Genomic DNA, 26,549 nt, shown 5'->3' on the forward strand with positions numbered 1-26,549 from the left:
CCCTAGCGGGCGTACGGCGACTGATAGGGATTGACCGGCAGGTCCAGCGGACGCGTCTGCGGATAGAACGCGTAGCGCAGATAGAGCCCGCCCACGTATTGGCGGTAATCGGTGGCGTTGTCCATGGCCATGGTGCCGCCCAGGAACAGATTGGGCGACAACTGGTACTCGCCCGCCGCCGCCAGGTTGTAGCCCACGCCGGTGCGCGACTGCCCTTCGTAGGTCGCCGGGGCGCCATAGACGGCGCGGTTCGCCGCGTTGGCCGCCGCCTGCATGCCGCCGCTGGTCGGGAAATAGTCGGCGCCGTCTTCCTTGAAATGGCGCAGGCCGACCGAACCTTGCAGCTTGTAGGTGAAGCGGCCATCGCGCTGCGCCCAGGTCACGGGGACGCTCAGCGCGTAGAACTGCTGCGGGCTGAAATAGCCGCCGTGGCCGTAGGTGAAGAAGCGCTGGTTGTTGTCGTAGAAGATGGCGCCCAGGTTCAGGCCGGCCGTCAGCATGCGGTTGGTTTCGCGCGTCAGGTTCCAATAGATGCCGGTGCCGACCTCGGTGCGGCTGTTGGACTCGACATTGTGGCCGTCCAGGCTGCGCCACGAACCGTAGGCGTAGACGCCGTAGTCCTTGTTGTCCATGCCGATCTGGCCGCCCACGCCGGTGGCCGTGACCGCGCCCCAGCGCTGGCCGGTGCGGTCGTCGCGCGCGCCGGCGAAGGACACCAGGCTGTCGGTCACCGCGCGGCGCGACAGGTCCACGCTGTACCAGGTGCCCGCGCCGCGGTCGATGGGGCCGTTCAGGCGCACGCCACCGACCACGTTCGAATACTCGAAGCCCAGCGGCGTGGTGCCGATGTCGGCGCTCAGGCCCTGCATGGTGTAGCCGACCGACAGGCCCACGCCCGAGTCGCGCTGCTTGCCGGCTCCGCCCACCAATCCCGCCTGCTGCGCCGTGGCCGCCACCGGACCGCCGCCAAAGCGGCTGTTGCTGGAATAGTCGTCGCCAAGGCGGCCAGCGTCCAGGGTCACTGGCGTCGCGCGCAGCGAGATCTTGCCATCGCCCGCCGGAATCAGGGCCTCGATGGGCGCGTCGATCTCGGTCATCTTGCTCATGCCGGCTTCACCGTTGTTTGACCGGACGAAGCCGCCCACGCGGACCTCGGCGCTGCGCTCCTGCATGACCTCGTCGAGTTCCCGTTGCAGGGTGGGCGACGCCGCGCCGCCGCCATAGGCCGCGGGCGGGTTGGCGGCCCCGCGCGAATCCTGCGCGCCGGCAATGACATAGGGTTCCTGGCGCGACACCATGGGCGCGCCGTCATAGCTGGCGCCGTACCCTGCGGCATAGCCCGTGCCGTAGCCGGCGCCATAGGTGGGGACCTGCGGGTCGTTGAGGGCCTCTCCCATGACCTGCGTCACGCGGGTGGACCGCGAACGCTGGCCCGGCAGGCCGACGAAGGGGTTGCCGTCGGCATAGTTGGCGGGCGCCGCGCCGCTGGCCACCATGGTGCCGCCGCCGCGCGCCTGCTGGGCGGCGATGGCCTGCTGGTACAGCTCGGCGGCGCGCCCGGTCTTGCCGCGCGAACGGTAGATGCGCGCCGCGCCGGCCAGCACGTCGGGATCGTTCGGCGCCAGCACCAGCGCCTTGTCCATCGAGGCTTCGGCCGAGCGCCAGTCATCGGCCTCGGCGGCGATGCCGGCGACGGCGATCTGCAACTGCGCGTTGTCGGGATCGCGCGCCTGCAGGCCACGATAGATGGCCAGGGCCTTGTCGCGGTCGCCGGCGGCGACATACATGCGCGCCAGCGCGCCCTGGGCCAGGGGATCGTCAGGCCGGCGCTTGAGCACCGGCTGCAGGATGTCGTAGGCAGCCACCAGGTCGCCGCGCTGGCGCATGGCCTCGGCCTGGCGCACGGTATACAGGCTGACCAGGTCCTGGAAACTGCGATGCTGGTCGGCGTCCATCGGCAGCTTCTGCACCTGGCGCAGCACGGCCGCGGTGCCGGCGTCATCGCCGCTCTTGAGCAGCACGCTGGCGTACGGGATCAACACATCCGGGCCGGCCGGCCGGCTTCCATCCACCAGCGGCCGCATCACGGCGAGCGCCTGCGGCGTGTCGCCCGCGTCGATATAGGCCTGGGCGATGGCGCCAAGCAACTCGGGATCGTTGCCCGCCGCGGCCTGCAAGCCGGCCAGGCGCTGGCGCGCCTGCGCCGCGTCGCCCGACTGCGCCAGGCGCGAGGCCTGGGCCGCCTGCTCGTGCACCCACACGTTGCGCTGAAAGCGCGTGATTTCCGGGGTGCGGCGGTTCTCCGGGATGCGCGCCAGGATGTCGTAGGCATGGCCCCATTCACCGCGCTCGGACGCGAACAGCGCGTTGGCGTGCAGCGCGTCGGCCGAGTCCGGTTGCACGCGCAACGTCTCGTCCATGATCTGTTGCGCGCGGACCGATTCACCGCTGCGCAACAGCAGCCGCGCCAACTCGTAGGTGGTCCAGGGATTGCGCGGGTCCGTCCTGCGCGCGTCTTCCAGCATGCGACGCGCGCCGGCCGTGTCGCCGCGCTTTTCCGCCTCGCGCGCCTGGCCCGCCATGACGGCCGCGCGCAGGCGACTGACGTCGCCCGCCTGGCCCGCCGGCAGCGCATCGACCAGCCGCAGGGCTTCTTCGGCGCGGCCGGTCTGGGCCAGCACGTCGGCCAGGCCGCGCACCGCCTCGGGATCATTCTTGTGCCGGGCAAGCACGTAGCGATAGGTCTTCTCGGCGTTGGCCATGTCGCCGACGCTGGCATAGGCCCGGCCGATGGCGTTGTAGGCGCCGGTGGCATTGCCGTCCAGCCGGATGGCCTGTTCGAGCAGCTTGCGCGCGCCGTCGCCGTCGCCCCGCTGGCGTGCCGCCTCGGCCTGGTCCAGCAGGTTCCAGTAGCGCACCCCCGCGAGGGCGCGGGTCCAGTTGCGCCCGGCACCGGGACGGGCCGCCGCGCGCGACAGCAGTTCCTGGGCCTCGGCGTTGCGGTCCTGCTGCATGCGCACCAGTCCCAGGCCGCCCAGCGCGTCCGGATCGTTGGGGGTGGCGCGCAGCTTTTCCTGGAACGCGGCTTCGGCCGCGGCCAGGTCGCCGTTCTTCAACGCCGCGAAGCCGCGCGCCAGGCGCGCATCCTGGCGCCAGACCGGCGCCGGCGCGCCGCGTTTGGCCGACGGATTGTCGAGCACCGCGCGCACTTCCTTGTCGTCCGGATGCGCCGCCAGATAGGCCTCGAACAGCGGCTTCTCGCTGGCGTTCGGCGCGCCCAGCCAGATCAGGCCGGCGCGCCAGCTTTCGGTGGCGTCGGCGCCGACGTCCTTGCGTTGCGCCAACTGCGCCAGCATGCGCACGCCGTCGGCGCGCCGGTCTTCGTCGCGGATCAGGTGCTTGGCCAGCGCCAACTGGACGTTCGGATTGCCGGGCGTCTCGCGCGAGAGCCGCTGCAGGCCGGTGATGGCGCGCGACAGGCCCTTGTCCGAATAGCCGAGGAAACTGTAGTACTCGAGCGCGATCTCGCCCTGCGGCTCGCGGCCCTGCAGGGCCTGGTCGTAGGCCTGCATCGCCTTGTCGATCTCGCCCGAGGCCGCCAGCATGCGCGCGCGGTCGAGGTCGGCCGCGGCGGCGCCGCCGGCCAGGCCAATATCCTGCTGCAGGCGCTTGGTGAAGGTGCCGTTGGCGTTGAGCTGCTTGAGCCGGGTCAGGTAGCCCTGGGCATCGTCCAGGCGCTTTTCGCGCACCGCCGCCAGCCCAAGGCCGTACATCGCCTCCTGCTGCGAGGGATCGGACAGGAGCAGCTTTTCCCAGGCCTGCGCGGCGCGCTTGGAGTCGCCCTGGTTCTGCCAGTAGCGTCCCTGCTCCAGCAGCGAAGCGGTGGCGGCCGGTTGGGCCCAGCCACTCTGGTGCATCAGGGCGGCCAGAACGCCGATGGCCAGCTTGTGGCGGTTCAAGGACATTTCTTCTCCCACTCCAATGACACACGGCCGGTGGCACCGAACCGGTACCGCTGCTCGAACCAGCCCATCCCGAACAGGCTGAGTACGTAATCGTAATAAGGCGGCTGCTGAACCGCCAGCCGCGCAGGGGCCTGGCTGGCAGCCCAGGCCTCGCGCACGCGCCGCAACTGTCCCTGCAGCAGGTCATTCTGCCCGCGCGCCTGGAAATACGGCAACAGGGCGGCCGAGAAACCGAACGGCCCCTGGCCCTGGACTTGGCCGCTGTCCACGTCCACTGACTCGGGCGGCACGCCCGTGGCGCCGACGGCGGTGGCCATGCCTGACAGCGCAGCCAGTAGCGGCCGGGCGGCGGGATCTTCGGCCGGCGTCATGCCAGCCCACAGATACGTGCGGATCGCATCGTAGCTGCCCTTGGCGCCATGCGCCGGATCATTTTCGTAACGCCCCAGCGCGCCCCCCTCGCGAGACACATCGCGGTAGGCCACCCAGTCGGCCGCGTAGCCCTTGGGCGTGGTCGCCTGGATCACCCGCACCGTATTGTTGGCCACCTGGGTCCACGGCCCCTTCGCCGAAGCCTGCGCCAGCCGCCGCAGCACGGGAACCGGCAGGTAGCTCGGATTCAGGCGCCATAGGCCGGGCTGCGAAAAGCCCTCGGGCGCCGGCAACAGCATGCTGCCCAGGCCCGGTAATTGCGCCACTTCGCGCCCCTCGATCAAGGCCAGCAACGCCTGCGCGTCACGGGTGTAGGCCGGCTGGCGCCAGAGCCTGCCGGCCTCGAGCAAAGCATAAGCGAACCACAGGTCGGCGTCCGATGCCGCGTTGCTGTCGAGCACGCCCCAGGCGCCGTCGTCGCGCCGGCCCCAGGACCAGGCCGGCAGACGCTGCGCGGTGTCGCCGCCGGCCAGGTTGGCCACGCTCCAGCGCCACAACCGCTCGAAGGTCTCGCGGTCATTGGCGACCAGGGCGAAGAACATGGCGTACGACTGTCCTTCAGAGGTGCTCATCTTGCGCGGCGTGCTTGCATCCACGACACGCCCGTCGGGCTGCACGAAATGTTTGACGAAGGCCGACCACTCCGGCCAGGCCACCGCCGTGCATACCGGCGCGGCCCGCGCCACGCCCGATGCCGCCAGGGCCAGGCCGAGCGCAAGCAGCGCCCGCCGGACGCGCTGGCGCCAGGCGGATCGGCGGCGAGCAGGTCGGGCCGGATGCATCAGGCGTCCTTCTTGCGCAGGCGGCGTAACAGCGAGCGCAGCACGGCCAGCGCCACGGCGATGCCGACCAGCCAGAGCAGCCCCATCACCACCAGGCGCAGCAGGGTGTAGCCCGGCAACTGTGACGACACCCACCAGTCGATGCGCTTGAGCAAGGGCAACTGGCCCAGCGTATAGGTCTGGTCGCCGACCAGCGCGTCGATCTGCTTGCCGCGGATCACTGCCAGGCTGCCCTGTACGCTCTTGTCGAAGCCTTCGCCGCCGCGCAGCGCGGCCACGGCCGCGTCCAGCCCGTCGGGCTTGCTGCTGGCCAGCAGCACCACGCTGCGCTTGGCGGCCAGCGGCGACTCGAAGCCGGCCACGATCGCGCTGACGCCTTCGCTGGTGTAGCTCATGGCCACGCGCGGCTCGCGGCGATCGAGACGCGGATCGGTATGGAACCAGTCGGTCACACGGTAGATCAGGTCCGACAGGCCAAAGTGCGCGCCCGACTCGTAGCTGCCCGGGATGTGGGGGGCCCAGGTCTTGAGCAGCGGATTGGCGGTGTCGCCCGCGATCACCAGCAGGTCCTTGCCGGCCTGCGCGCCGGCCTGCTGCGCCCGCGTCACGGTCACGCCGATGGCCGGATAGCCCGTGGCGTCGCCCAGGCGGCCCAGCACGTTCAGGTAGGCCGAATAGGCCGCCACGCTGGCGCGGTCATCCAGCACCACGGCAGTTTCCGACAGGTCGGCCAGGCGCGTGAAGGGGAAGCCCGCCTGCGCGAATGCGCGCAGGTCCGGCATTTCGATGAAATGCGGATAGCCCGACAGGTCGATGGTCGACTCGGGTTCGATCATGCCGCGCACGTTGTCGATGATGATGTCGCGGCACTCGCCCTGCTTGACGTAGTCGTACATATAGCGGAACTGCAACTGGCCGTCCGACTTCAACAGGTCCAGCGGCACGTCCAACTGGGCGCGCATCGGCAGGCTCTCGTCGGGCAGCACCTCGGCGCGCAGCTTGTCGCCGCCCTCGATGCGCTCCAGCGCGAACAGCGGCATCGACTTGACGAACTCGCCGTTGACGCCGAACAGCAGCGAGGAATTGAGCGACGTCGGCTGCGGCGTATAGCGATAGCGCAGGTCGATCGGCACCTTCTTTTCCTGCCAGCCGAACAGGTCGGGCGGCACGCGCACGTCGATGCGGATGGTATCCGGGCTGAAGCCCGACACGTTCAGGCGCTTGGGGTCGATCAGGTCGCCGAAACGCACCGGACGGTCCGTTCGCAGCCAGCGCGGCGCGTCGTAGGGCTGGCGCGGCTTGACGTCGGCCAGGCGGGTGATGGCGGCCGATTGGCCGGCCAGCGTCTGGCTGCCCAGCGCCAGCGCGGCGGCTGCCTGCTTGAGGTCCTTGCCGTCGCGGCCCAGCACCAGCAGCAGCTTGCCTTCGGGATCGTTGGGGTTGGCGACGATGGCCAGCGTCGGACCGTTCACGGTGGCCTGGGTCAGCCCGGCGCTGGCCGCGCCCATCGCGAACACCACCGCATTGCCGCGGTTGGGCAACTGCGCCACCGAGGCCGGGAAATCCGAGCCGCGATAACCCGCCAGCCCGCCAAACCATGAAGACAGCGCCCCCGCGGCTTCCAGCGTGGCGTTGTCCGGCTCGGCCTGGAACACGAACGGCAGCACCAGCTTGCGCATGTCGCGGCGGTCGAAGAACGGCAGCGGCAGGTTGGCCAGCTCGTTGGGCAACGGCAGCGCGGCGGTGGCCAGGTCCAGCGTGCTCAGGTTGCTGATGTTGGCCCACAGGCTGGAATGCAGCGGATCCTCGCAATTCAGCGTGTAGTGGCCGATCAGTTGCAGGCGCAGATCGTTGTAGGGCGTGATCAGGTAGGGCGGGATCTCGATGGTCTGCCGCAGATTGCTGCCGGCCGTCTCGCGCGGCACGGCAATGGTGGCGGCCACCTCGTCGTTGACCAGCACGTTGATGTGCGACAGGTCGGGCAGCAGCGCGGGCGAATAGGCATAGCGCAGGTCGACCCGCGCGCCGGTCACCACGCGATCGTTGCGCACGCTGAAGTTCAGCGTGTTGCTGCCGTCCACGCCGCGCAGGTTGAGGGGATACTGCGCGCCGAGCTGCTTGAAGGTGTAGGTCTGGTCGGCCACGAACGGCGCCGGGGCCGGCGTGGCGGCAGGCACGGTGCCCGGCGCCTCGGCCGCGCTGGCCAGCAACGAGCAGCCGGCCAGCAACGCCAGCGAAAGGCGGCCCAGCGCATGCCCGGGGCGGCGCGGCGAACGGAACGGCGCCGCTTGCGCGATCGGCGGTTGGGTCGAACGGATTTTCTTATGCATGATCACGATCCCAGGCGGCGCTGAGCGCGGGCGCGCAGCGACAGGTAGAGCAACACGGCAATGACTAGCGCGCTCAGGAGCAACGCCCCCACGAGCGTGAGCGGATGGCGTGCGAAGAACCACTGCAGGCCCAGCCAGGTCGGCAATGAACCCACGTAATAGCTCTGCTCATCCTGCAGGGTATAGGCCTGCCCGCCGCTGATCACCGACAGGCTTCCGCCGATCCGGTCCTGAGGATTGTCGGCCTTGCTCTCGGCGTCGCGGCTGGCCAGCAGCGCCTGAACGGCGCTGGCCAGGCCATCGGCGCTGGTGCCCGACACCACCACGGCGCTGCGGCCTGACTGCAGCGGCGATTGCAGGCCAGCCAGCGTGGCCGTGACGCCGCCGCTGGAGAAGGCCAGTTGGATGTCGGCCTGGCGCTTGCGGTCGCGCGGATCGTTGCCAAACCAGGACGCGACGCCATCGACCCAGCTCGACAGGCTGAAGCGGCGCTCCTCCTTGCCATTGAAGCCGCTCGGCAGCGCGTCGCCCCATTGCGCCAGCAGCGGCTGGTTGTCGCCGGAAGCCAGCACCAGCAGGTCCTTGTCGCGCTGCGCCGCGACCTGCGCGCCCTGGGTGACGGTGACGCCAGTGGCGGGATAGCCCGTCGCCTGCCCCATCACGCCCATCAAGGTCAGATAGGCCGAGAAGTCCGACACGCCGGCGCCCTCGGGCATGACCACCGCGGTTTCCGACAGGTCGGCCATGCGTGTGAACGGGAAGCCGGCGTCGGCAAACAGCGACAGGTCCGGCATGGCGGCATACTTGGGCAGGCCGGAAATATCGATGGTGGAACCCGGATCGATCGCGCTGCGCACGTTGTCCAGGATGCTGTTCTGGCACTCGCCCAGCTTGGCGTACTCGTAGACGTAATTGAACTGCAGCGCCGTCTGCGGCGGCAGCAGATAGGTCGGCACCATCACCCGCGCCTTGCCTTCCGAGGCCGGCATGCCGGTCAGGCGGTTGTAGACGCCCGGTCCTTCGTGCAGCGCGAAACTGCGGACCAACTGGTTGCCGGCCATCATCTCCATCACCGACTGCCTGGCGCCGGGACGCGGCGAATAGCGGTAGATCAGGTTCACCGGCACGCCATCGCTATGCCAGCCGAACAGGCCCGGCGGCACGCGCAGGTTGACCTGCACCGGCGGCGGCCGATGGCCCGAGACGTTCAGGTCGCGGGTCGGCACCAGCTCGCCGAATGCCACCGGCCGGTCGCTGCGCAGCCAGTTGGGCGCGTCGAACGGCTTGCGCGGCCGCGGCGTCTCCAGGCGCGTGATGCGCGCCTGCGAGCCGGACAACGCTTCGCTGCCCAGCGCCAGCGCGGCGGCGGCCTGCCTCAGCTCCTTGGCGTCGCGCCCCATCACCAGCAGCAACTTGCCATGCGGATCGCGCGGGTTGGTCTGCATTGCCACCGACGGGCCATCGATCGCGGGCGTCTGCAATCCGGCGACCGTGTCGCCCGGCAGCAGCAGCACGACTGCGTTGCCGGTCGCCGGCAGGTCCTGCAAATGGGCGTCGAACCTGGCGCCGCGATATCCCGCCAGGGCGCCGAACCACGAGGTCAGGATGCCGGCGCTCTCCAGCCGCGCCGCATCCGGACTAGCTCCCAGCACGATCGGCAGCGCCAGTTGGCGAATGTCTCGACTGTCGAAGAACGGCACAGGCAGCAGCGCCAGGTCATTGGGCAGGTCGACCGGCATCACGGTCAGTTCCAGCGTGCTGCGGCCAGCGACGTCGGCCCACAGGCTGGAATGCACCGGGTCTTCGCAACCCAGCGTGTAATGGCCGATCAGTTGCACGTCGAGCCGGTTGTAGTCGGCCAGCGCCGGCACCGGCAGCTCGACCGTCTGGCGGGTCGGCGTGGCCGCGGCTTCCTTCGGCAGCGCTACGCTGCCCGCCACTTCGCCGTTGAGCAGCACCTTCAAGTGCGACAGGTCGGGCAGCAGCGCGGGCGAATAGCTGTAATCCAGATTCACGCGCGCCCCGATGACCTGCTGGTCGCGGCGCGCGCTGAAGCCCAGTCCGTTGATGCCGTCCACGCCGCGCAACGGCAGCGCGCTCTGGCCGCTCAGGCGCGACAGGGGTACCGAGTAGATACGCGCGCCCGGCGGCAGGGTCGCCGCGGACGCGGTCGCGGCGACCGGATCGGCAGCGACGGGCTCGGCCAGGGCCGGCATGACCGCCCCGAGGACCAACAACGCCGATAGCAGCGCCCGACGCGGGACCGACTGCGCGGGGGACAGGCAAGGCCGGGGCGGCCAAGCATCAAGCCTGGGAATCATCGCTCTGTCGTCCTCTAGTTTTTGGTGGACACGGACGTGGGACGGCGCACGGCCGCAAGGCTGCGATCGCGCAACTGGCGCAGCAGCAACGAAAAACCGCGTACGCCGATGCTCGAGATCTGTCGCCATGCGACCCACGGCGAATCGGGCGCGTTATTGCCCCAGGTGCTGGCCCAGGTGTCGGCGCGGCCGAAGGTCATCTGCGCCAGCTCGCGTTCCTGCTCCAGCGTCAGGGACTGGAAGCTGATCCCCAGGCGGTCGCCGCGGCTGAACGTGACCAGCGCCGGGAACATGGCTTCCTCGTCATTGCGGAACAGCGACACGCTCAGCGGCATGCCGTTGGGCACCAGCACCCCGGGCGGCAGCACCAGGCCGAGGCCGCCCTGCGAGTAGTCGCTGGTGCGGCAGGCGACCGTGCGCCCGTCCGGCAGCAGCAGCATGGCGGCCAGCGAGATGGCCACCCGCGGCGTGTTGCGCAGTTGCCGCACTTCGCCGGCCACGGCCACGCTGGCGCTGGTCATCACGATGTTGTAGACGGTCCAGATCAGGTTCAGCACGATGGTCAGGCGTGCGTCCACGCCCCCGTACCCGGTGACCAGGCTGACCACGCCAACGATGAAGCCGGCCAGGTTCAGCCCCAGCAGCACCACGTAGGGCCGCGCCAGCGTCCAGTCGAAATACGATTCCCGGATGATGCCGCCCTTGGCCGTCACGTTGAACAGCGCCGTCTTCGGGCTGATCAGCGTCACCAGCGCCGGGCGCATGATGTACCAGGCCAGCACCGACTCGTAGACCTCGTTCCAGAACGAATGGCGAAAGCGCCCCTGGATGCGTGACCCGGTCAGGTTGGACAGAACGATGTGCGGCAAGGCGTAGGCCGCCACCATGATGGCCGACGCCTGGAACACGTTGGCATGGAAGAACAGATAGGCCAGCGGCGCCGTCAGGAACACCACCCGCGGCAGGCCGAAGAAGAAGTGCAGCATCGCGCTCAGGTAGCAAAGCCGCTGCCCGATCTTCAGGCCCTTGCCCAGCAGCGGATTGTTGGTGCGGATGATCTGCGCCATGCCGCGCGCCCAGCGCGTGCGCTGGCCGATGTGGCGCGACAGGTTCTCGGTGGCCAGCCCCGCGGCCTGCGGCACCGCCAGGTAGGCGGTATTGAAGCCCAGGCGGTTCATCTTCAGGGCGGTCAGCGCGTCCTCGGTCACGCTCTCGACCGCCACGCCGCCGACCGCGTCCAGCGCCGAGCGGCGCATCACCGCGCACGAGCCGCAGAAGAACGTGGCGTTCCACAGGTCGTTGCCGTCCTGGATCACGCCGTAGAACAGTTCGCCCTCGTTGGGCACGTTGCGAAAGGTGCCCAGGTTGCGCTCGAAGGGGTCGGGCGAGAAGAAGACGTGCGGCGTCTGCAGCAGCGCCAGCCGTTTGTCCTTCAGGAACCAGCCCATGCAGATCTGCAGGAACGAGCGCACCGTGACGTGGTCGCAATCGAACACCGCGATGAATTCGCCGTCGGTCTTGGTCAGCGCGGCGTTGATGTTGCCTGCCTTGGCGTGCTTGTTGTCCGGGCGCGTCAGGTAACCCACGCCAGCCAGCTCGCTGAACTCGCGGAACTCCTGCCGACGGCCGTCATCGAGCACGTAGACACGCAGCTTTTCCGCCGGCCAGTCCAGCGACTGCGCAGCCAGCACCGACTGGCGCACCACGTCCAGCGGTTCGTTGTAGGTGGGAATGTAGACATCCACGGTCGGCCAGAGGGATCGGTCAACCGGCAACGGCGTGGGCTTGCGCCGCAGCGGCCAAGCCGTCTGGAAGTAGCTCAGCAGCATGACCGTCAGGGCGTAGATCTCGGCCAGCAGCAGCCCGTAGCCGAAAAACGCGTCCAAGACATTGTGAAAGCCGATGGTGTCGGTGATGCGCCAATACATGTAGCGCAACGACGTGATGACCGACAGCATCACCAGCGTCAGCGTCGCCAGCCGTCCGCCCACGCGGTGCAGCAACAGCGCCACGATCACACAGAACGCCGCGAACATCATCTGTTGCGGCAGGCCCATCTCGACGGCCACCGCCAGCACCGACAGCACGCCGGCCAACATCAACGACAGCGCCCGAACCCAGCCCATCTTCCAGATGCGCCAGGACAACAGACTGTTGCCCATGCGCGAGAGACGCGGATTCTGCGCCGCGGTCTCGTTGGTCACCGACTTCATGGCTGGTCCTCCCGGGGCTCGCGCAATTGCCGCAGCAGCCATTGCGCGCTGATGCCGATGTCATTGCTGGCCTGGCTGTGCGGGGCGTGGTCGATCACGGTGGTGCCGAAGGCCAGCGCCTCGCTGACGGTGGCGTCGCGGTGGATCACGCCGGCCAGGCGGTCGGCCAGGATGCCGCGCATCACCTGCAGCGTGTCCTTGGCCAGCGGGGAGGCGCTGTCCGCCTGGTTGACCACGAAGGCATGGCCCATGAATTCCGGGCGTCCTTCGCAGTACTGCGCGATCAGGTTTTCAACCTGCGGCAGCGTCGCGTACGAGGCGGCGTCCGGCAGCGTCACGACCAGCACCAGGTCGGCGCAGCGCAGCGCCTGGCTGAGATAGATCGACGGTCCCGGCGGCGTGTCCACCAGCACCACGGTATCGGGCTCGAGATCGAGCGCCCGCAGGTGGTTCGCCAGCCAGGCGTCGTCCTGCCGCATCTGCTGTTCCAGCGCCATGCGGTCCGCCTCGTTGATCTGGCCGAATGGCAACAGGTAGGGGCCGGCGTCGCCCCGCACCACCGTTTCACGCCAGGGAATGCTGGCCAGGCTGGCGCGCGCCAGTCCGGCCTCGGCGGCCTGCGATTCGGCGCCCAGGTGAAAGCGCAACGCGTTCTGCGGATCCAGGTCAACCAGCAGGGCGGGATGGCCCGCCCGGCTCAGGGCCAAGCCCAGCGTGGCGGCTATCGTGGTCTTTCCTACCCCGCCCTTGGCGGAAACAATCGCGATGGTTTTCATTTTTTCGCCGCTTTCGAAGATGGCGGATCCTGGGCCGCGTCCACACGCGGCGTCCGCGCCAGGCGCGCGAAGACGCCTTGCAACGGCGTCGCGGCGCTGGCCGGCTCGGACTCGGGGGCCGTCGCCGCCGGCCGCTCGGGCGCGAGGGTGGGTTCGATGAGGACTTTCGGCGCGGGACGCGCGGGCGGCTCGGCGGCGAGCGGCTCGGCGGCGCGCGGCTCCGTGGCGGGTGGCTCGACGGCAGCAGGCTCGACGGCGACGGGCGCGGCGACAACCGGCGCGGCCGCAGGCGCCGGCGGGGCTTCCCGCGAGGACTGCCGCGGAATTTCCAGCGCATCCAGCGGCGGACGCTGCACGCGCGCGCCATGGATCAACGCGGCCACCTTGGCCGCATCCACCGCTGCGCCACGACGCACGGGCGAGAATCGGGACAACGGCAGCGCCGCCACGGCCGCGCCCGGCGCCAGCGGCCAGGCCGCGGCCCGCGCGGGGCGGTCGGCGGGCGAATCGCCGGCGGCGGGCGGCACGCCAGGCTGCCCCGGCCGGATGCGGCTCAGCAGCGGCCAGCGGCCGCGCGCGGCGCGGGCCCGGTCCTCGCGGCCGATCTCGCGATAGTTGCGGGGATCGCCCCCGAACTCGCGATACAGGCTGGTGATGTCGTTGTCGTCTCTCATCCGTGGTCCCGCATCCTAGCGGCCGAACCGGTAGAGAATGACGCCGGATTCATCGGACGCGCGCTGCTGCGAGACCTTCAACTGCGCATCGGCGCCCAGCAGGCGCATCCACGATTCGTAGGCACCCTCCAGGAACCCCGCGCTCCAGTCCAGGTGCGCGGCGCCGAACGCCGCGCGCAGCGGCGCGCAGTAGTGCGCCAGGGCCAGGTGATCCTCGGCCTCTTCGATCTCCACCCAGCCCCAGTCCAGCGGACGCCAGACCTGGTTGATGGCAGACTGCATCTCGGCGATCGACACGGCGCCCGACAGCGCATGCCTGTCGGCGAATGTCTCGCCGGCGCGCCGCATCAGCGCGCGCAAGCGCTGCACCGTCAGATCCTGCGACAACTCCTGGGCGAAGGCCGCCAGCACATCGCGCCACTGGCTGGCACAGAGTCGATCATCGAGGTGGGAGAGGATGGCGCTTTGCACGTCGTTCCTTCGTCATGGACAGGCGACAGGACTTGGCCCGCAAGCGTCAGCGCGACGCGCCACGGGACCAGGACAAGTGTTGAAAGGCAAGGCCGGCGGGCAAGCGACGAGCCAGGCAGAGGCCGCCATGCCGGGTTGTTTCGTACAGGCGCCGACGAAAAACGAGGTCGCGCGCGGAAACCCGCGCGACATTCGACGCGAGGACGACACGAGGAACATCCTGGTTTTCAGGCTTTGCATAGCCTGCATCCGCGAGTTGGCAAGGCGGAACTGCGGTACTTTAGGCCGCATTCTTGGAGCATGACCTTGCGTCTTAGACGGCAGCGCGCGGTGTCATCGGTTTGAAGTCTTTTCACGAATGCTCGTAAACGTTTTGTTTCGGGCAGTATTAACGCGTGCTGACTTATATTGCCGATAATAGCAAAATGCATCGATATATATGCATCCAACCTGCGCTGCGGCACAGTCTTTTAGTATAGTGAAGACAACAATCAAATTAAAGACATACACATCTTAAAGATCTTAAAGATTTGCAAACACTTTGCCACAGCCGATTGCGCAACCTTTATAGTTGAGGCCGTTGGCAGGACGTAGACCGTGTGCCGCGCCCGATAAGTACCCCCGCCCCCGCGGCGCCATGCGCCGTCAGCGACAGAATGCAAGGGACTTCCGATGTCGAGTACCACGCCGCAACTGCGTTCCGTTCTGCTGGTAGGCGGCACCGGCAGCCGCCTGTGGCCGCTGTCCCGCGGCAGCTACCCCAAACAGTTCCTCCCCCTGCTCGGCGACCTTTCCCCGCTGCAAGCCACCTGTGAGCGCGTGGCCGGCCTTGGCAGCCAGGCGCCGATCTTCGTGGCCAACGAGGAACACCGCTTCATCGTCGCCGAACAACTGCGCCAGATCGGCCAGCAACAACCCACCGTCCTGCTCGAACCCGTCGGCCGCAACACGGCGCCGGCCATCGCCCTGGCCGCCCTGCTGGCGCAGGCCGACGGCGCCGACCCCGTGCTGCTGGTGCTGCCTTCCGACCACGCGGTGCCTGACGTCGAGCGTTTCCACGACGCCGTGCGCCAGGCGCTGCCGGCCGCCCACGCCGGCCGCCTGGTCACCTTCGGCATCAAGCCCACCTACGCCGAGACCGGCTACGGCTACATTCGCGCCGGCGCTGCCCGCGACGGCGCAGCCGACGTCGAGGCTTTTGTCGAGAAACCCGACGCGGCCACGGCAGCGCAATATCTGGCCAGCGGACAGTATTTCTGGAACAGCGGCATGTTCCTGTTCCGCGCCTCACGCTACCTGCAGGCCCTGCAGGCGCATCGTCCCGACATCCTGGCGGCCTGCCGCCAGGCCATGGCCGCGCCGCGCCAGGATGGCGATTTCCTGCGGATCGACGAGGCCGCCTTCGCCGCCTGCCCGTCCGACTCGATCGACTACGCCGTCATGGAGCGCGATCCGGACGTGGCCATGGTGCCGCTGGACGCCGGCTGGAGCGATATCGGCTCGTTCGCCTCGCTGTGGCAACTGGCGCCGCAGGACGCCGATGGCAACGCCCTGCGCGGCGACGTGGTGGCCGAGGACTGCCATGGCGTCTACGCCTATTCCAGCCACCGCCTCGTGACGCTGCTGGGGCTGGAGGACACCGTGGTGGTCGAGACCGCCGACGCCGTCCTGGTCGCCGCGCGCGACAAGGTGCAGGACGTGCGCCGCATCGTCGCCCGCCTGAACCAGGCCAACCGTCCGCAGGCCACGGCCCATCGCCTGACCTATCGGCCGTGGGGCAGCTACGACGCCATCGACAACGGCGACCGGTTCCAGGTCAAGCGCATCCGCGTGGCGCCCGGCGGTCGGCTCTCGCTGCAGATGCACCACCACCGGGCCGAACACTGGATCGTCGTCACCGGCACGGCGCGCGTCACGCGCGGCGACGAGGTATTCCTGCTGACGGAAAACCAGTCCACTTACATTCCTCTGGGTGTAAAACACCGCCTGGAGAATCCGGGTTCCATTGACCTGGAGCTGATAGAAGTGCAGTCCGGCCCGTATCTGGGCGAGGACGATATTGTGCGGTTTGATGATGTCTACGGTCGCTGATCCCCCCACCACCTTTTCCATGCTCACCTACGCGACGCCCAGCCACCCTCAGCGCTCCTTCATGGCCCTAACGGGCCTGATCTGCGCGCTGATCAACGCCGGCACCTTTCTTGGCCTGACACTGGCCGAGGAGATGGCGTCGCCCATCTTCCGCGGCTGGATTCCGGTCATTCTCGCCACGGGCGCCTTTGTCGCCTTCGCCCGCTTCACGCTGCTGATCAGCGCCCGCAGCGTCTGGTGGATGCTGAGCCGCGGCGTGATGCGCTGGTTCAGCGTGCTGTTCCTGGCGCTGGTCACGCTGTTCTTCCTGCCCGGCAGCGCCACCGACACCGAATCGCTGCGCGTGCTGCTGCTGCAATGGACGGCTATCGCCCTGCCGCTGCAGGTTCTCGCCCTGTACGGCCTGCGCCGCACCGCCTATCGCCTGAACAATGCGTCCGCCAGCCGCCGTTCGGCGGTGTTCTTCGGCATGGGCCCCGAAGCGCGCAAGCTCGCCATGCGCCTGCAGCGCTCGCCCATCCTGGGCATCCACACCGCCGGCTACTACGCCGAGGAACAGGTGCGCACGCGCAAGGGCGAACCGACGCCGCCGCCCTACCTCGGCCGCTACCCGGACGCCCTCAGCCGCATCGAGGCGGGCGAGTACGGCATGGCCTTCGTCACGCTGGACGACACGAAGGACAACCCGGTCGTGCTCAACCTCATGAACCGGCTGTATGACTCGACGGCCGCCATCTATCTGATGCCAGAGTCGCCGTTCCTGGGCGAACTGACGGCCAGCAGCGCCGAAATCGCGGGCGTGCCGTTGCTGGCGTTGCACGAAACGCACATGCAGGGCCTGTCGCGCAGCCTCAAGCGCGCCATGGATTTGGCGCTGGGCGGGCTGATGCTGCTGCTGGCTTCGCCGGCCATGCTGGTGATCGCGCTGGCCATCAAGCTCGACTCGCCGGGGCCCGTCATCTTCCGCCAGATGCGCTATGGCGAACGCGGCATGCCGATCACGGTGTTCAAGTTCCGTTCCATGCGCGCCAACGCCGGCACGGAAGCCGACGGCAGCCTGCGCCAGGCGCAGCAGGGCGATTCGCGCGTGACACGCATCGGCCGCTTCCTGCGCAAGAGTTCGCTGGATGAGCTGCCGCAGTTGTTCAACGTGATGGCCGGCACCATGAGCCTGGTCGGCCCGCGCCCGCACGCGGCCGAGCACAACGAGATCTACCGTCGCATGATCCAGGGCTACATGCTGCGACACAGCGTCAAGCCTGGCATCACCGGATGGGCCCAGATCCACGGCCTGCGCGGCGAGACCGACACCACCGACAAGATGCTGCAGCGCGTGCGCTACGACCGCTACTACATCGCCAACTGGTCGCTGATGCTGGATCTGAAGATCCTGTTCCGGACCGTGCTCGTGATCTTCTGGGACCGTAACGCCTACTGAGCGCTCAGGGCTCCTCGCCCATCGGATCGCACATCGCCAGCTCCGGCCGACGCCATTGACAGTCGGTCGGCTGCATCATCAGCCGCAGGTTCTCCTTGCCGCGGCTGCCGAAGGTGTATTCCAGCCCGACGCGCACGAAATTCTGGTTGTAGCTGTCGCCGGCGGATTCGCCCATCTGCCGGTCGCGGTACACGTCCACGATCCAGCGCAGGTTGTCTTCCTGCTGCCATTGCACGCGCGCGCCGAAGCGGCGGATCTGCAGGGTCTGGTCGTTGCCGCCGGTGAAGGCGGTGTTGCGCTGGCGGGTCAGCTCGGCGCCCAACTGGAACGCGGTCTTGACCGTGGGTCGCCACGTCACCGAAGCCAGGCCGCCGGTCTGGATCGAATACAGCACCGTGGGGTCATCGTCATAGGCGTAGGGACGGCGCCAAAGCTGCAGGTCCAGGCGCGTCTTGGGCGAATAGTCCCAGGTCGCGCGACCGGCGAAGGTGAACAGATTGGTGTCGCGATCGCCCAGGTGCACGTAGCTGCGCTTGAGAAGGCCGACGCGCGCCTGCAGCAGCGTCTTGGGGCTGTAGTCCCAGCGCGCCGCGACGAAAGCCTCGTTGTCCGTGTAGCGGTCGTCGATGGTCGCGACCAGGTCCGGCGTGCGGCCGTAGTAATCGACCTGGGTATGGCGCAGGCCCGTCTGCGCGAAGGAGCGGCCGAACCCGGCATAGCGCGCCGACAGTTGCCAGCCCTGGTCCTTGCGGTCATACAGGGTGCGGTTGATGTCCTGGTCGTAGCGCGTGCCATTGGTGAAGACGCCGAACACCGGCAGCGTCAGCCGCTCCGAGATGCGCAGGCCCAGCTCGGCAGACTTGTTGTCGCGCGTCTGCAGGTCGCGATCGGGCCAGGTGCGCGCCATGTTGGGATTGAGCTGGCTCTGGTAGCCGTAATCGAAGCGCCCGGCGAACAGCCGGCCGGCGCGCCAATGCAGCGTCGACAGCATGTTGCCGGGCTGGTGGTCGAGCTGCCGGTTATTGCTGTAGCGGGCATCGGCCAGCGTGCCGCCCACGTCCAGCCGGGTGTCGTCGGACAGCAGCGGCATGCGCAGCCCCAGGCCGACCGAATTGACCCAGACGCCCGCGCCCCGGATGTCGGAAGACGACTGCGGCAGGCGCGCGGGATTGCTCTGGTATTGGTAGGAACTGCCCAGTTGCACGGCGTAGTCGGCCGGCCCCGGCGCGCCCATGGCCTGGACGCCGCACATCATCAGGCTGGCCGCGGCCAGCTTGCGTCCGATCGTGACCGTGCCTCGCTTGGCCCCGCCATCCAAGGCAAGGCTGGCGCCGGGGCGCAAGATCACGGCGCCGAGCCGCGCCGCTTGCGCCATTGCCGCCAGCAAAGTCCCAGGAAGCGTGGATCGTCGACCAGATAACGGCGCCACAGGCGGCGCGGGTTGCTGGCCAGGCGCCACAGCCATTCCAGGCCGATGCGCTGCATCCACATGGGCGCCCGGCGTTGCAGGCCGATGGCGAATTCCATGGCCGCGCCCACGCAAAGCAGGATCCCCCCGGGCAACTCGCCGGCGTGATGCAGCACCCAGTGTTCCTGCTTGGGCATGCCCACGCACAGGAAGACCACGTCGGGCCGGCGTTCGCGCACACGGTCGGCATAGGCCTGCCCCTCGGGTCCGAGGGGATCGAAGCGCATCGAGGGGCTGACGATATCGATGTTCAAACCCGGGTAATACTGCGCGAAACGCGCGAGCAGGTCGGGCTCGGAGCCAGGCATGCCGCCCAGCAGCATCACTTGCCAGCCCTCGCGCTGGGCGCGCTGGCACAGCGCGACGAACAGGTCGGAACCGGTGATGCGCTCGGGCAGCGGCTGGCCCAGGAAACGGCTGGCCCACACCACGGGCATGCCGTCGGCGAAGATGAAATCGGCCTTGGCGTAGCGCTCGCGGAATTCCGGCGAGGCATCCAGGCGCACCACATGATCGACATTGGGCGTGACCACGATGCGGGCGCGACCGTCGCGGCGCACGGCCGCCTGCGCCAGGCCCTCGACGGCCTCATCGAAGGAAACTGCCGCGATATCGAGGTCGAACAGCCGCACGACGGGCATGACGGGGATATCGTCGTTCGCAGTTCCGCGGGGGTCGGATACGTGCTCTGAACTGTGCAAGGAGGATCTCGCTACGAAGGGCGGTAAGCTCGGGAACAATGGTCTCACGTTTGCGTTTGAGAAAACCACATCCATCGAGCCGGCACGCGCGTATTGTATTTAAAATACCCATAGTGTGGCGTTTTGCTTCGGCTACTATTGGACGCGCGCAACCTTTAACCAAAGGATCGGAGAATAACGTGGCGTGTCTGACGACGATATGGCGGAAAGCGATGTTGGCGGCGCTGCTGGCCTGTGCGCATGCGGCGGGCGCGCAGGACCTGCCGATCCCCGACCCCGTGTCCCCGTCCCGTCCGGCGGCGCCCTCGCCCGACAACGACTTCAAGCGCTACAACGCGCCCTACGAGTCCCCCGCCTACACCCCGCCCGCCCCCATTGGCGCACCCGTGCGCCCGCAGCCGACCACGCCGGTCGCCGCTCCGCCCGCGCCGCCCGCCGCCTACACGCCGCCGGCCGTGCCGCCCGCGGTCAAGAGCGGCAGCGGTGATCGCGGCACCGACCGCCACATGGCCGGCAACCGGTTGCCGGAAAACGGCGTCGTGCCCACCCCGCGCCAGGCCGCCGTGGCGCCGGCCGACCCGGCCCTGGAGCAGGCCATCGGCAGCGCCATCGGCGCGGTCGGGCCGGGCGACACGCTCAACATCAACATCCTTGGCACCGGCGGCACCCAGGCCCGCGCCACGGTCGATGCCGACGGCCAGATCGTGGTGCCGATGCTGGGCAACGTCCGCGCCTCGGGCCTGACGCCCGCGGCCATCGGCAAACGCATCGAACAGGACCTGCGCAGCAAGGGCTACATGACCGATCCGCAGGTCGCCGTCGAGGTCGTCACACTGCGCAGCCGCATCGTGTCGGTGCTGGGACAGGTCGCGAGGCCGGGCCGCTACCCCATCGAAGGCAAGCTGTCGGTGCTGGAACTATTGGCCATGGCCGGCGGCGCCACGGGCGGCGCTGGCGACGTTGCCACCCTGGTGCGCCGCGCCGGCGGCGGCAACGACCGCATCAATCTCTACGTGGGCAATCGCCAATCGCCCTCGCAAAGCCTGCAGGACACCGAACTGCAACCGGGCGACGTGGTGTTCGTGCCGGAAGCGCCGCGCTTCTACGTCTACGGCGAAGTCGGCAAGCCCGGCGCCTATCCGTTGGAACAGGGCCTGAACGTCATGCGCGCCCTGGCGGTCGCCGGCGGCCTGACGCCGCGCGCGTCCGACAGCCGCATCGACCTCAACCGCACGGACGCGCTGACCGGCGAGATCACCGACCGGCGCGCCAAGCTGACCGACGCGGTCCAGCCCGGCGACGTCATCCACGTCAACGAGCGCTTCTTCTGATGAACCGCCGCAGCCTGCTCTCGGCCCTGCTGCTGGCCCCGGGATGCGCCGCGCTGCCCGCATGGGCGCGCGACCAGCGCATCTACGCCGTGGTGGTCGGCGACTCCATCGCCGAAGGCGAGATCCAGCGCAAGGGCCGCCTGAACGTGCAGGGCCAGTTCGTGCCGGACTATCCGTCCAATCCGGGCCAGCTCTCCTACGACCTGGCGCGCTATTCCGGCGTGTTCCATTTCAACCATGGCATCGGCGGCCAGATGTCGGCGCAGGTCCGCGCCCGCTGGCGCCGCGACGTGCTGGCCGAGGAATACGATCCTGGCGATGGCCGCGGCGCGCGCACCCTGCCCGCCGGCTCGCGACCGAGCCTGGCGTATCTGCATGTCGGCATCAACGATGTCGCCGTCGGCATGGTGCCGCTGCAGACCCTGCAGGACAACTTCACCTACTTCGCGCAGACCACGGCGAAACTGGGCATCCCGCTGGTCGTGGACAACGTCGGCGCCTACCTCGGCATGACGCCGCCCATGATCGAGCTGACCCGCGCCTTCAACGACTGGCTGCTACAAGACCTGCCGCGCCAGTATCCGCATGTGCGGGTCGTGGACTACCTGTACTGGTCCAGCGGCGGCACCAACGATTTCCTCAAGCTGGCGCCGGGCATGTTCGCCGACGGCGTGCATCCGAACATCGCCGGCTATACCGCCTTCGCCGGCTACATCCACGAAACGCTGAAGCTGCCGGCGGGCGCCGCCGTGCGATACTGATGCCCTTGGTCCGCGCACGCGCGGCACCAGGCTTGCGGCGCCTGCCCGGAGCGACATGATGATCCTGGACGCCAACACCATTCCGAACGGCTCGACCCTCACCGCCGACCTGTGCATTGTCGGCGGTGGCGCCGCCGGCATCACGCTGGCCCTGGCCCTGCTGGACAGCGGCCTGGACGTGGTGCTGCTCGAAAGCGGCGGCCCGGCCGAGGACAAGACCACCCAGGCGCTCTACGCGGGCAGTGTCGCCGACGCCCGCATGCACCCCGAGCCCGAGCGCTACCGCCAGCGCCGCATGGGCGGCTCCACCACCATCTGGGGTGGCCGCTGCATGCCGTTCGATCCCATCGACTTCGAGCCGCGCGACTACATCGCGCACAGCGGCTGGCCCATCGGCCTGGACGACCTGCGGCCCTACTACCCGCGCGCCAACCAACTGTGCGAAGCCGGCGATTTCGCCTACACCGTCGAGACCGCCTTCCATCGGCCCGTGCGGCCGATGATCGAAGGCTTCGACAGCCCCGAGTTCTCCACCGATACCCTGGAACGCTTCAGCGTGCCCACCGATTTCGGCTGGCGCTATGCCGAGCGGCTGCGCCAGGGACCGGTGCGCGTGCTGCAGCATGCCAACCTGTGCAAGCTCGACAACGGCGCGGCCGGCGCGCCCGTTGGCCCGGCCCGCGTCCGCACGCTGGCCGGCAACAATGTCTTCACGGTCCAGGCGCGCGCCTACGTGCTCGCCACCGGCGGACTGGAAACCGCGCGGCTGCTGCTCGCCAACCCCGGCGCCAGCGGCCGCGGACTGGGCAACGCGCACGACGTGGTGGGCCGCTACTACATGTGCCACATCGCCGGCACCATCGGCAACGTCGACCTGGCCGGCGCCCGTTCCGTCTGGCACGGCTACGAGGTTTCCGACGAAGGCATCTATTGCCGCCGGCGCCTGGCGCTGCAACCCGAGGCGCAGCGCCGCCTGCACGCGGGCAACTTCATCGCGCGCCTGCACCATCCGCGCATTCCGGACCCCGGACACGGCAGCGGCGTCCTGTCGGCGCTGTACCTGGCCCGGCCCGTCGTTCCCTACGAATACGCCAAGCGCCTGTATGGCGACACGCCAGGTTCGCTCGGCCTGTGGCTCAGCCACCTGCGCAACGTGTTGCTGGGCGCCCCGGCCACCGCGCGCTTCATGTGGCACATGCTGACTGAACGCAAGCTGGCCGCGCGCAAGTTTCCGTCCATCATCGTCCACCCGCGCAACCGCCGCTACAGCCTCGATTTCCACGCCGAACAAGAGCCCAACCCCGACAGCCGCGTCACGCTGGGCAATGACGTCGACGCGCTCGGAATGCGCCGCCTGCACATCGACTGGCGCTACACGCCCCGCGATGTTGCCACCGTGCAGACCGCGCTGGCGGCGCTGGCCGAGGCCCTGGCCGCCAGCGGCGTGGGCCGCTTCGACTACGACCCTGGGCAGGTCGAGGCCGAGATGACGCGCTATGGCGCCTACGGCGGTCACCATATCGGCACGGCGCGCATGGGGAACGATCCGCGCGACAGCGTCGTCAACGCCGACTGCCGCGTGCACGAAACCCCCAATCTGTACGTCGCCGGCTCGGCGGTCTTCCCGACCTCCGGCCAGGCCAACCCGACCCTGACCATCGTCGCGCTGGCCCTGCGCCTGGCCGATCACCTGCGCCGCGTTCACGCGTCAAGCGGCGCAGCCACGGAGACCCGCACATGAAACAACGCATTCTGGTCCTGGGCGCCAATGGCTATGTCGGCCGGCGCGTGGTGTCGGCGCTGGCCGCCAGCGACTGGGCCGACCCGGTGGCGAGCGTGCGCCGCGCCCGGCAGCAGGGCCGCGAGATCGTTCTCGACGCCACCGACCCCGCCGCGGTCACGCGCGCCTTGGGCGAAGTCGACGCCGTGGTCAATTGCGTGGCCGGCTCTCCCGACGCCATGACGGCCGGCGCCCGCGCCCTGGCGACCGCGCTCGACGCGCGCGAAGCGCGCCTGGTGCATTTCAGTTCCATGGCGGTCTATGGCGCGGCGCGCGGCGACATTGGCGAAGACCATCCCGTGGCCGCGAACCTGCAAGGCTATGCCGGCGCCAAGGTCGAAGCCGAACGGCTGCTGGCCGCGCGCGAGGCCGTCGTCACCTTGCGGCCGGGCTGCATCTACGGACCCGACAGTCCACAATGGAGCCTGCGCATCGCCGACCTGCTGCGCGCGCACCGCATCGGCGACCTGGGCGCGGCCGGCGACGGCTGCAGCAACCTCGTCTACATCGACGACGTCGTAGCGGCAGTGCTGGCCGGCCTGCGCACGCCGACCGCGGCTGCGGCCTACAACCTCGCCATGGCCGAAGCGCCCGACTGGAACGGCTACTTCCTGGCCTATGCGCGCGCGCTCGACGCCGTGCCGGTCAAGCGCATCGGCCCGCGCCGCCTGAAGATCGAAACGCATCTGCTGGCGCCGGTGCTGAAGATCGCCGAGATCGGCCTGCGACGCGTGGGCCTGCGCCTGCCGCCGCCGATTCCACCGTCGCTGGCGCGCCTCTGGCGCCAGCCCATCCGGCTGGTCTCGACGCGCGCCGAGCAGCAGCTCGGGCTGCGCTGGACCTCCCTGCAGCAGGGTCTGGCGGCGACCGTCGCCACCGCCCGGACATGATGCCGCCAGAACCAGGAGAACCGGCCGTGGCCTACCCCTATCGCGTCGCCGCCCAGATCAGCATGTACCCCATGGACTATCCCCATGCGGCGCTGCTGCTGCCGCACCAGATCCGTGTCTGGGCGCCCATGGTCGACCGCATCCTCGTCACCATCGACACGCACCGCAGCCGATCGGGCCGCTATCGCGGCACGCACTTCGACGAATACCGCGCCAAGCTGCTGGCCCTGGCGCAAGACCTGCGCCGCGACACGCCCCAGCTCGACGTCATCGAGGTCGATTACGCCCCGGCTGCCCGGCGCGAGGTGGCGCAATCGTTCTTCGGCGTCGACGACATCCCGGTCAAGGCATGGGACGGCGGCCCGTTCTACGCCTACTTCTACGGCATGCACCACAGCCAGGCGCGCCACATCGTGCACTTCGATGGCGACATGCTGTTCGGCGGCGGCAGCCGCACCTGGGTAGAAGAGGCCATCGCCTACACCGAGCAGGATCCCACCGTGTTGCTGACCGGCCCGTTCCCCGGCCCGCCGCGCGCCAACGCGGCGGTCCATGGCCACGGCCTGCCGGAACCCGAACGCGTCGATATCGCCGGCGCCCCCGCCTATCGCTTCCAGAACGCCAGCACGCGTATCTTCATGCTCGATATGGAACGGCTGCGCGCCACGCTCGGCCACCTGCCGCTGCTGCGGCCAAGCGCCGTACAGCGGACCAAATCGCATCTGCTGGGCAACCCGCCGGACGTGCGCGAGGCCGAAGTCATCCTGAGCGAGGTGCTGCGCGCCAACGGCCTGCACCGCGTCGATCTGCTGGGTTCGGCGCCCGGGCTGTGGTCACTGCACCCGCCCTATCGCGGCGCGGAGTTCTACCGCAGGCTGCCGGAACTGATCGCCGCGGTCGAATCGGGCCAGGTGCCGGACGCCCAGCGCGGTCATTACGACATCCACGACAGCATGATCGACTGGACGCCGCAGCGCGCCGCGGCGCGCCGCCACAAGCGCTGGCTGCGCCTGCTCAAAGACCGGCTACGGATCGGCGGGTAGCGGCCTTGGAGGCCTCCTGCTCGCGCGGCTTCTTGAAGAGGTTGATCAGCGGCCGCTCCATCAACTGGTAGACCAGCAGCCCCACCACCGTGCAGGCCAGGATACCGACGACGCAGAACGCCACCTGCCCGCCCGGCAGGCTGTCCAGGTGCAGCTTGCGCCAGCCCTGGCTGACGGCCGACAGCACGAAGGCGTGAGACAGGTACAGCGAGTACGAGGCGTCGCCCAGCTTGTGCAGGAAATTCAGGCGCGGCAGCGCCTGGAAGCGTTCCAGCAGAATCGCGCCCACCACGATCGCCGCCGCCGGCACGCCCTGCGCCAAGGGCCGCGAGGCGTTTGGCGCCAGCACCGACATCAGCCCGATCACCACGAAGCCGCCGAGCACCAGCGTCCAGCCCAGCCCCGCCGAGCCGCCCTTGTGCGGCCGCGAGAACCACCAGCCCACGCTCATGCCCAGCACGAACTCGAGCACGATGTCCGACGTATAGACCTTGAGAATGGGCGTGTCGTCGCCCACCACAAACCATCCCAGCATGCTCAGGCCGAGCAGCACGAGGGTCGTGGTCGCGAAGCGCCACGCCGTCGGCAGCACCAGCGTCAGGCCGAAAATGACGTAATAGAGCATCTCGTAATTAAGCGTCCACCCCACCGTCAGCACAGGTTCGATCAGGCCCGCCGGATTCGGCACCATCACGAACAGATACGAGGCAATCACATGGAACAGGCCGAAGCGGGTAGTCTGCAGCAGGTGCGGCGCGATCAACATCACCGCCACCGCCACTGAGGTCAGCACCCAGTAAAGCGGAACGATGCGCACCGCGCGACGGCGGTAGAACTCCAGCACGCCGACTTTCTTGCCGCGCGTCGTGATCCACATCAGGAAGCCGCTCAGGACGAAAAAGATGTCCACGCCGGCGGCCAGCCAATGCGGCCAGTAGCCCTGGTAGCCCATGCGCTCGAGCTGCGGATACAGGTGGACCAGCACCACCATCATGGCCGCGACGCCGCGCAGGTACTGAATCGAAAGAATGTCCATGAACGATTTACCTGGTACGGTAAGAATGGAAAGCGGGCATGCGCGC

At 68.8% G+C, this 26,549-nt stretch carries 18 protein-coding genes; 7 read left to right on the forward strand and 11 right to left on the reverse strand.

The genetic code is table 11. The features are described 5' to 3' along the window. Window positions 1–2 precede the first annotated feature (2 nt). From ACUDCK_RS28465 to bcsD, 8 genes are all read right to left on the reverse strand, one after another. Window positions 3–3,965, reverse strand: a complete 3,963-nt coding sequence (locus ACUDCK_RS28465) for a cellulose biosynthesis protein BcsC (RefSeq protein WP_244976938.1) — start codon at window positions 3,963–3,965, stop codon at window positions 3–5. Further along, window positions 3,956–5,179 carry a cellulose synthase complex periplasmic endoglucanase BcsZ gene (gene bcsZ, locus ACUDCK_RS28470; RefSeq protein WP_054500231.1) on the reverse strand — a complete coding sequence of 408 codons (1,224 nt, stop codon included), beginning with the start codon at window positions 5,177–5,179 and terminating at the stop codon, window positions 3,956–3,958. Before bcsZ ends, ACUDCK_RS28465 begins: the two co-directional genes overlap by 10 nt. Continuing rightward, window positions 5,179–7,509 (reverse strand): cellulose biosynthesis cyclic di-GMP-binding regulatory protein BcsB, encoded by a 2,331-nt coding sequence (gene bcsB, locus ACUDCK_RS28475; protein ID WP_175167902.1) that lies wholly within the window; start codon window positions 7,507–7,509, stop codon window positions 5,179–5,181. Before bcsB (ACUDCK_RS28475) ends, bcsZ begins: the two co-directional genes overlap by 1 nt. 2 nt (window positions 7,510–7,511) lie before the next feature. Continuing rightward, a complete protein-coding gene (gene bcsB / locus ACUDCK_RS28480; RefSeq protein ID WP_244976937.1) occupies window positions 7,512–9,725 on the reverse strand; it encodes a cellulose biosynthesis cyclic di-GMP-binding regulatory protein BcsB in 2,214 nt (737 codons plus the stop codon). 119 nt (window positions 9,726–9,844) lie between these two features. Further along, on the reverse strand, window positions 9,845–12,043 hold the full coding sequence (gene bcsA / locus ACUDCK_RS28485; RefSeq protein WP_175167900.1) for a UDP-forming cellulose synthase catalytic subunit: 2,199 nt from the start codon (window positions 12,041–12,043) through the stop codon (window positions 9,845–9,847). Further along, on the reverse strand, window positions 12,040–12,819 hold the full coding sequence (gene bcsQ / locus ACUDCK_RS28490; RefSeq protein WP_064523943.1) for a cellulose biosynthesis protein BcsQ: 780 nt from the start codon (window positions 12,817–12,819) through the stop codon (window positions 12,040–12,042). The genes bcsA and bcsQ overlap by 4 nt, the downstream gene beginning before the upstream one ends. After that, window positions 12,816–13,493 carry a cellulose biosynthesis protein BcsP gene (bcsP, locus tag ACUDCK_RS28495; protein ID WP_175167899.1) on the reverse strand — a complete coding sequence of 226 codons (678 nt, stop codon included), beginning with the start codon at window positions 13,491–13,493 and terminating at the stop codon, window positions 12,816–12,818. Before bcsP ends, bcsQ begins: the two co-directional genes overlap by 4 nt. Before the next feature lie 15 nt (window positions 13,494–13,508). Continuing rightward, complete coding sequence (bcsD, locus tag ACUDCK_RS28500; protein ID WP_064523939.1) at window positions 13,509–13,964, reverse strand: cellulose biosynthesis protein BcsD; 456 nt, start codon at window positions 13,962–13,964, stop codon at window positions 13,509–13,511. Between the two features lie 672 nt (window positions 13,965–14,636). Here bcsD and ACUDCK_RS28505 point away from each other — a divergent pair. Continuing rightward, window positions 14,637–16,055: a mannose-1-phosphate guanylyltransferase/mannose-6-phosphate isomerase gene (locus ACUDCK_RS28505; protein ID WP_054500224.1), complete on the forward strand. Its 1,419-nt coding sequence runs from the start codon at window positions 14,637–14,639 to the stop codon at window positions 16,053–16,055. Between the two features lie 61 nt (window positions 16,056–16,116). Continuing rightward, complete coding sequence (locus ACUDCK_RS28510) at window positions 16,117–17,493, forward strand: undecaprenyl-phosphate glucose phosphotransferase (RefSeq protein ID WP_054501168.1); 1,377 nt, start codon at window positions 16,117–16,119, stop codon at window positions 17,491–17,493. 4 nt (window positions 17,494–17,497) lie between these two features. On the opposite strand, the gene ACUDCK_RS28515 is transcribed toward ACUDCK_RS28510, so the two are convergent. Next, window positions 17,498–18,841: a hypothetical protein gene (locus ACUDCK_RS28515; protein ID WP_144656166.1), complete on the reverse strand. Its 1,344-nt coding sequence runs from the start codon at window positions 18,839–18,841 to the stop codon at window positions 17,498–17,500. Next, entirely contained in the window at window positions 18,838–19,602 is a 765-nt protein-coding gene (locus tag ACUDCK_RS28520) for a WecB/TagA/CpsF family glycosyltransferase (protein WP_054500222.1), read from the reverse strand. Before ACUDCK_RS28520 ends, ACUDCK_RS28515 begins: the two co-directional genes overlap by 4 nt. A gap of 272 nt (window positions 19,603–19,874) precedes the next feature. Here ACUDCK_RS28520 and ACUDCK_RS28525 point away from each other — a divergent pair, with 272 nt between their 5' ends. Genes ACUDCK_RS28525 through ACUDCK_RS28545 form a run of 5 tightly spaced genes read left to right on the forward strand, consistent with a single transcriptional unit; the run spans window position 19,875 to window position 25,467 of the window. Further along, window positions 19,875–20,993, forward strand: a complete 1,119-nt coding sequence (locus ACUDCK_RS28525; protein ID WP_175167898.1) for an SLBB domain-containing protein — start codon at window positions 19,875–19,877, stop codon at window positions 20,991–20,993. After that, the gene (locus ACUDCK_RS28530; protein ID WP_054500220.1) at window positions 20,993–21,754 is read left to right on the forward strand and encodes an SGNH/GDSL hydrolase family protein; all 762 of its coding nucleotides are present in this window, start codon (window positions 20,993–20,995) and stop codon (window positions 21,752–21,754) included. The genes ACUDCK_RS28525 and ACUDCK_RS28530 overlap by 1 nt, the downstream gene beginning before the upstream one ends. A gap of 55 nt (window positions 21,755–21,809) precedes the next feature. After that, the gene (locus ACUDCK_RS28535; protein ID WP_240317234.1) at window positions 21,810–23,495 is read left to right on the forward strand and encodes an FAD-dependent oxidoreductase; all 1,686 of its coding nucleotides are present in this window, start codon (window positions 21,810–21,812) and stop codon (window positions 23,493–23,495) included. After that, window positions 23,492–24,424: an NAD-dependent epimerase/dehydratase family protein gene (locus ACUDCK_RS28540; RefSeq protein ID WP_175167897.1), complete on the forward strand. Its 933-nt coding sequence runs from the start codon at window positions 23,492–23,494 to the stop codon at window positions 24,422–24,424. The genes ACUDCK_RS28535 and ACUDCK_RS28540 overlap by 4 nt, the downstream gene beginning before the upstream one ends. A 26-nt stretch (window positions 24,425–24,450) precedes the next feature. After that, window positions 24,451–25,467: a capsular biosynthesis protein gene (locus tag ACUDCK_RS28545; protein WP_175167896.1), complete on the forward strand. Its 1,017-nt coding sequence runs from the start codon at window positions 24,451–24,453 to the stop codon at window positions 25,465–25,467. Here the strand turns inward: ACUDCK_RS28545 and ACUDCK_RS28550 are convergent. Further along, window positions 25,439–26,503, reverse strand: coding sequence for an acyltransferase family protein (locus ACUDCK_RS28550; protein ID WP_054500217.1), 1,065 nt, complete (start codon window positions 26,501–26,503; stop codon window positions 25,439–25,441). The two genes, ACUDCK_RS28545 and ACUDCK_RS28550, sit on opposite strands and share 29 nt — an antisense overlap. Window positions 26,504–26,549 lie beyond the last annotated feature (46 nt).

The sequence above is a fragment of the Achromobacter sp. CF-sbj1-Ac2-l genome (assembly GCF_052698165.1).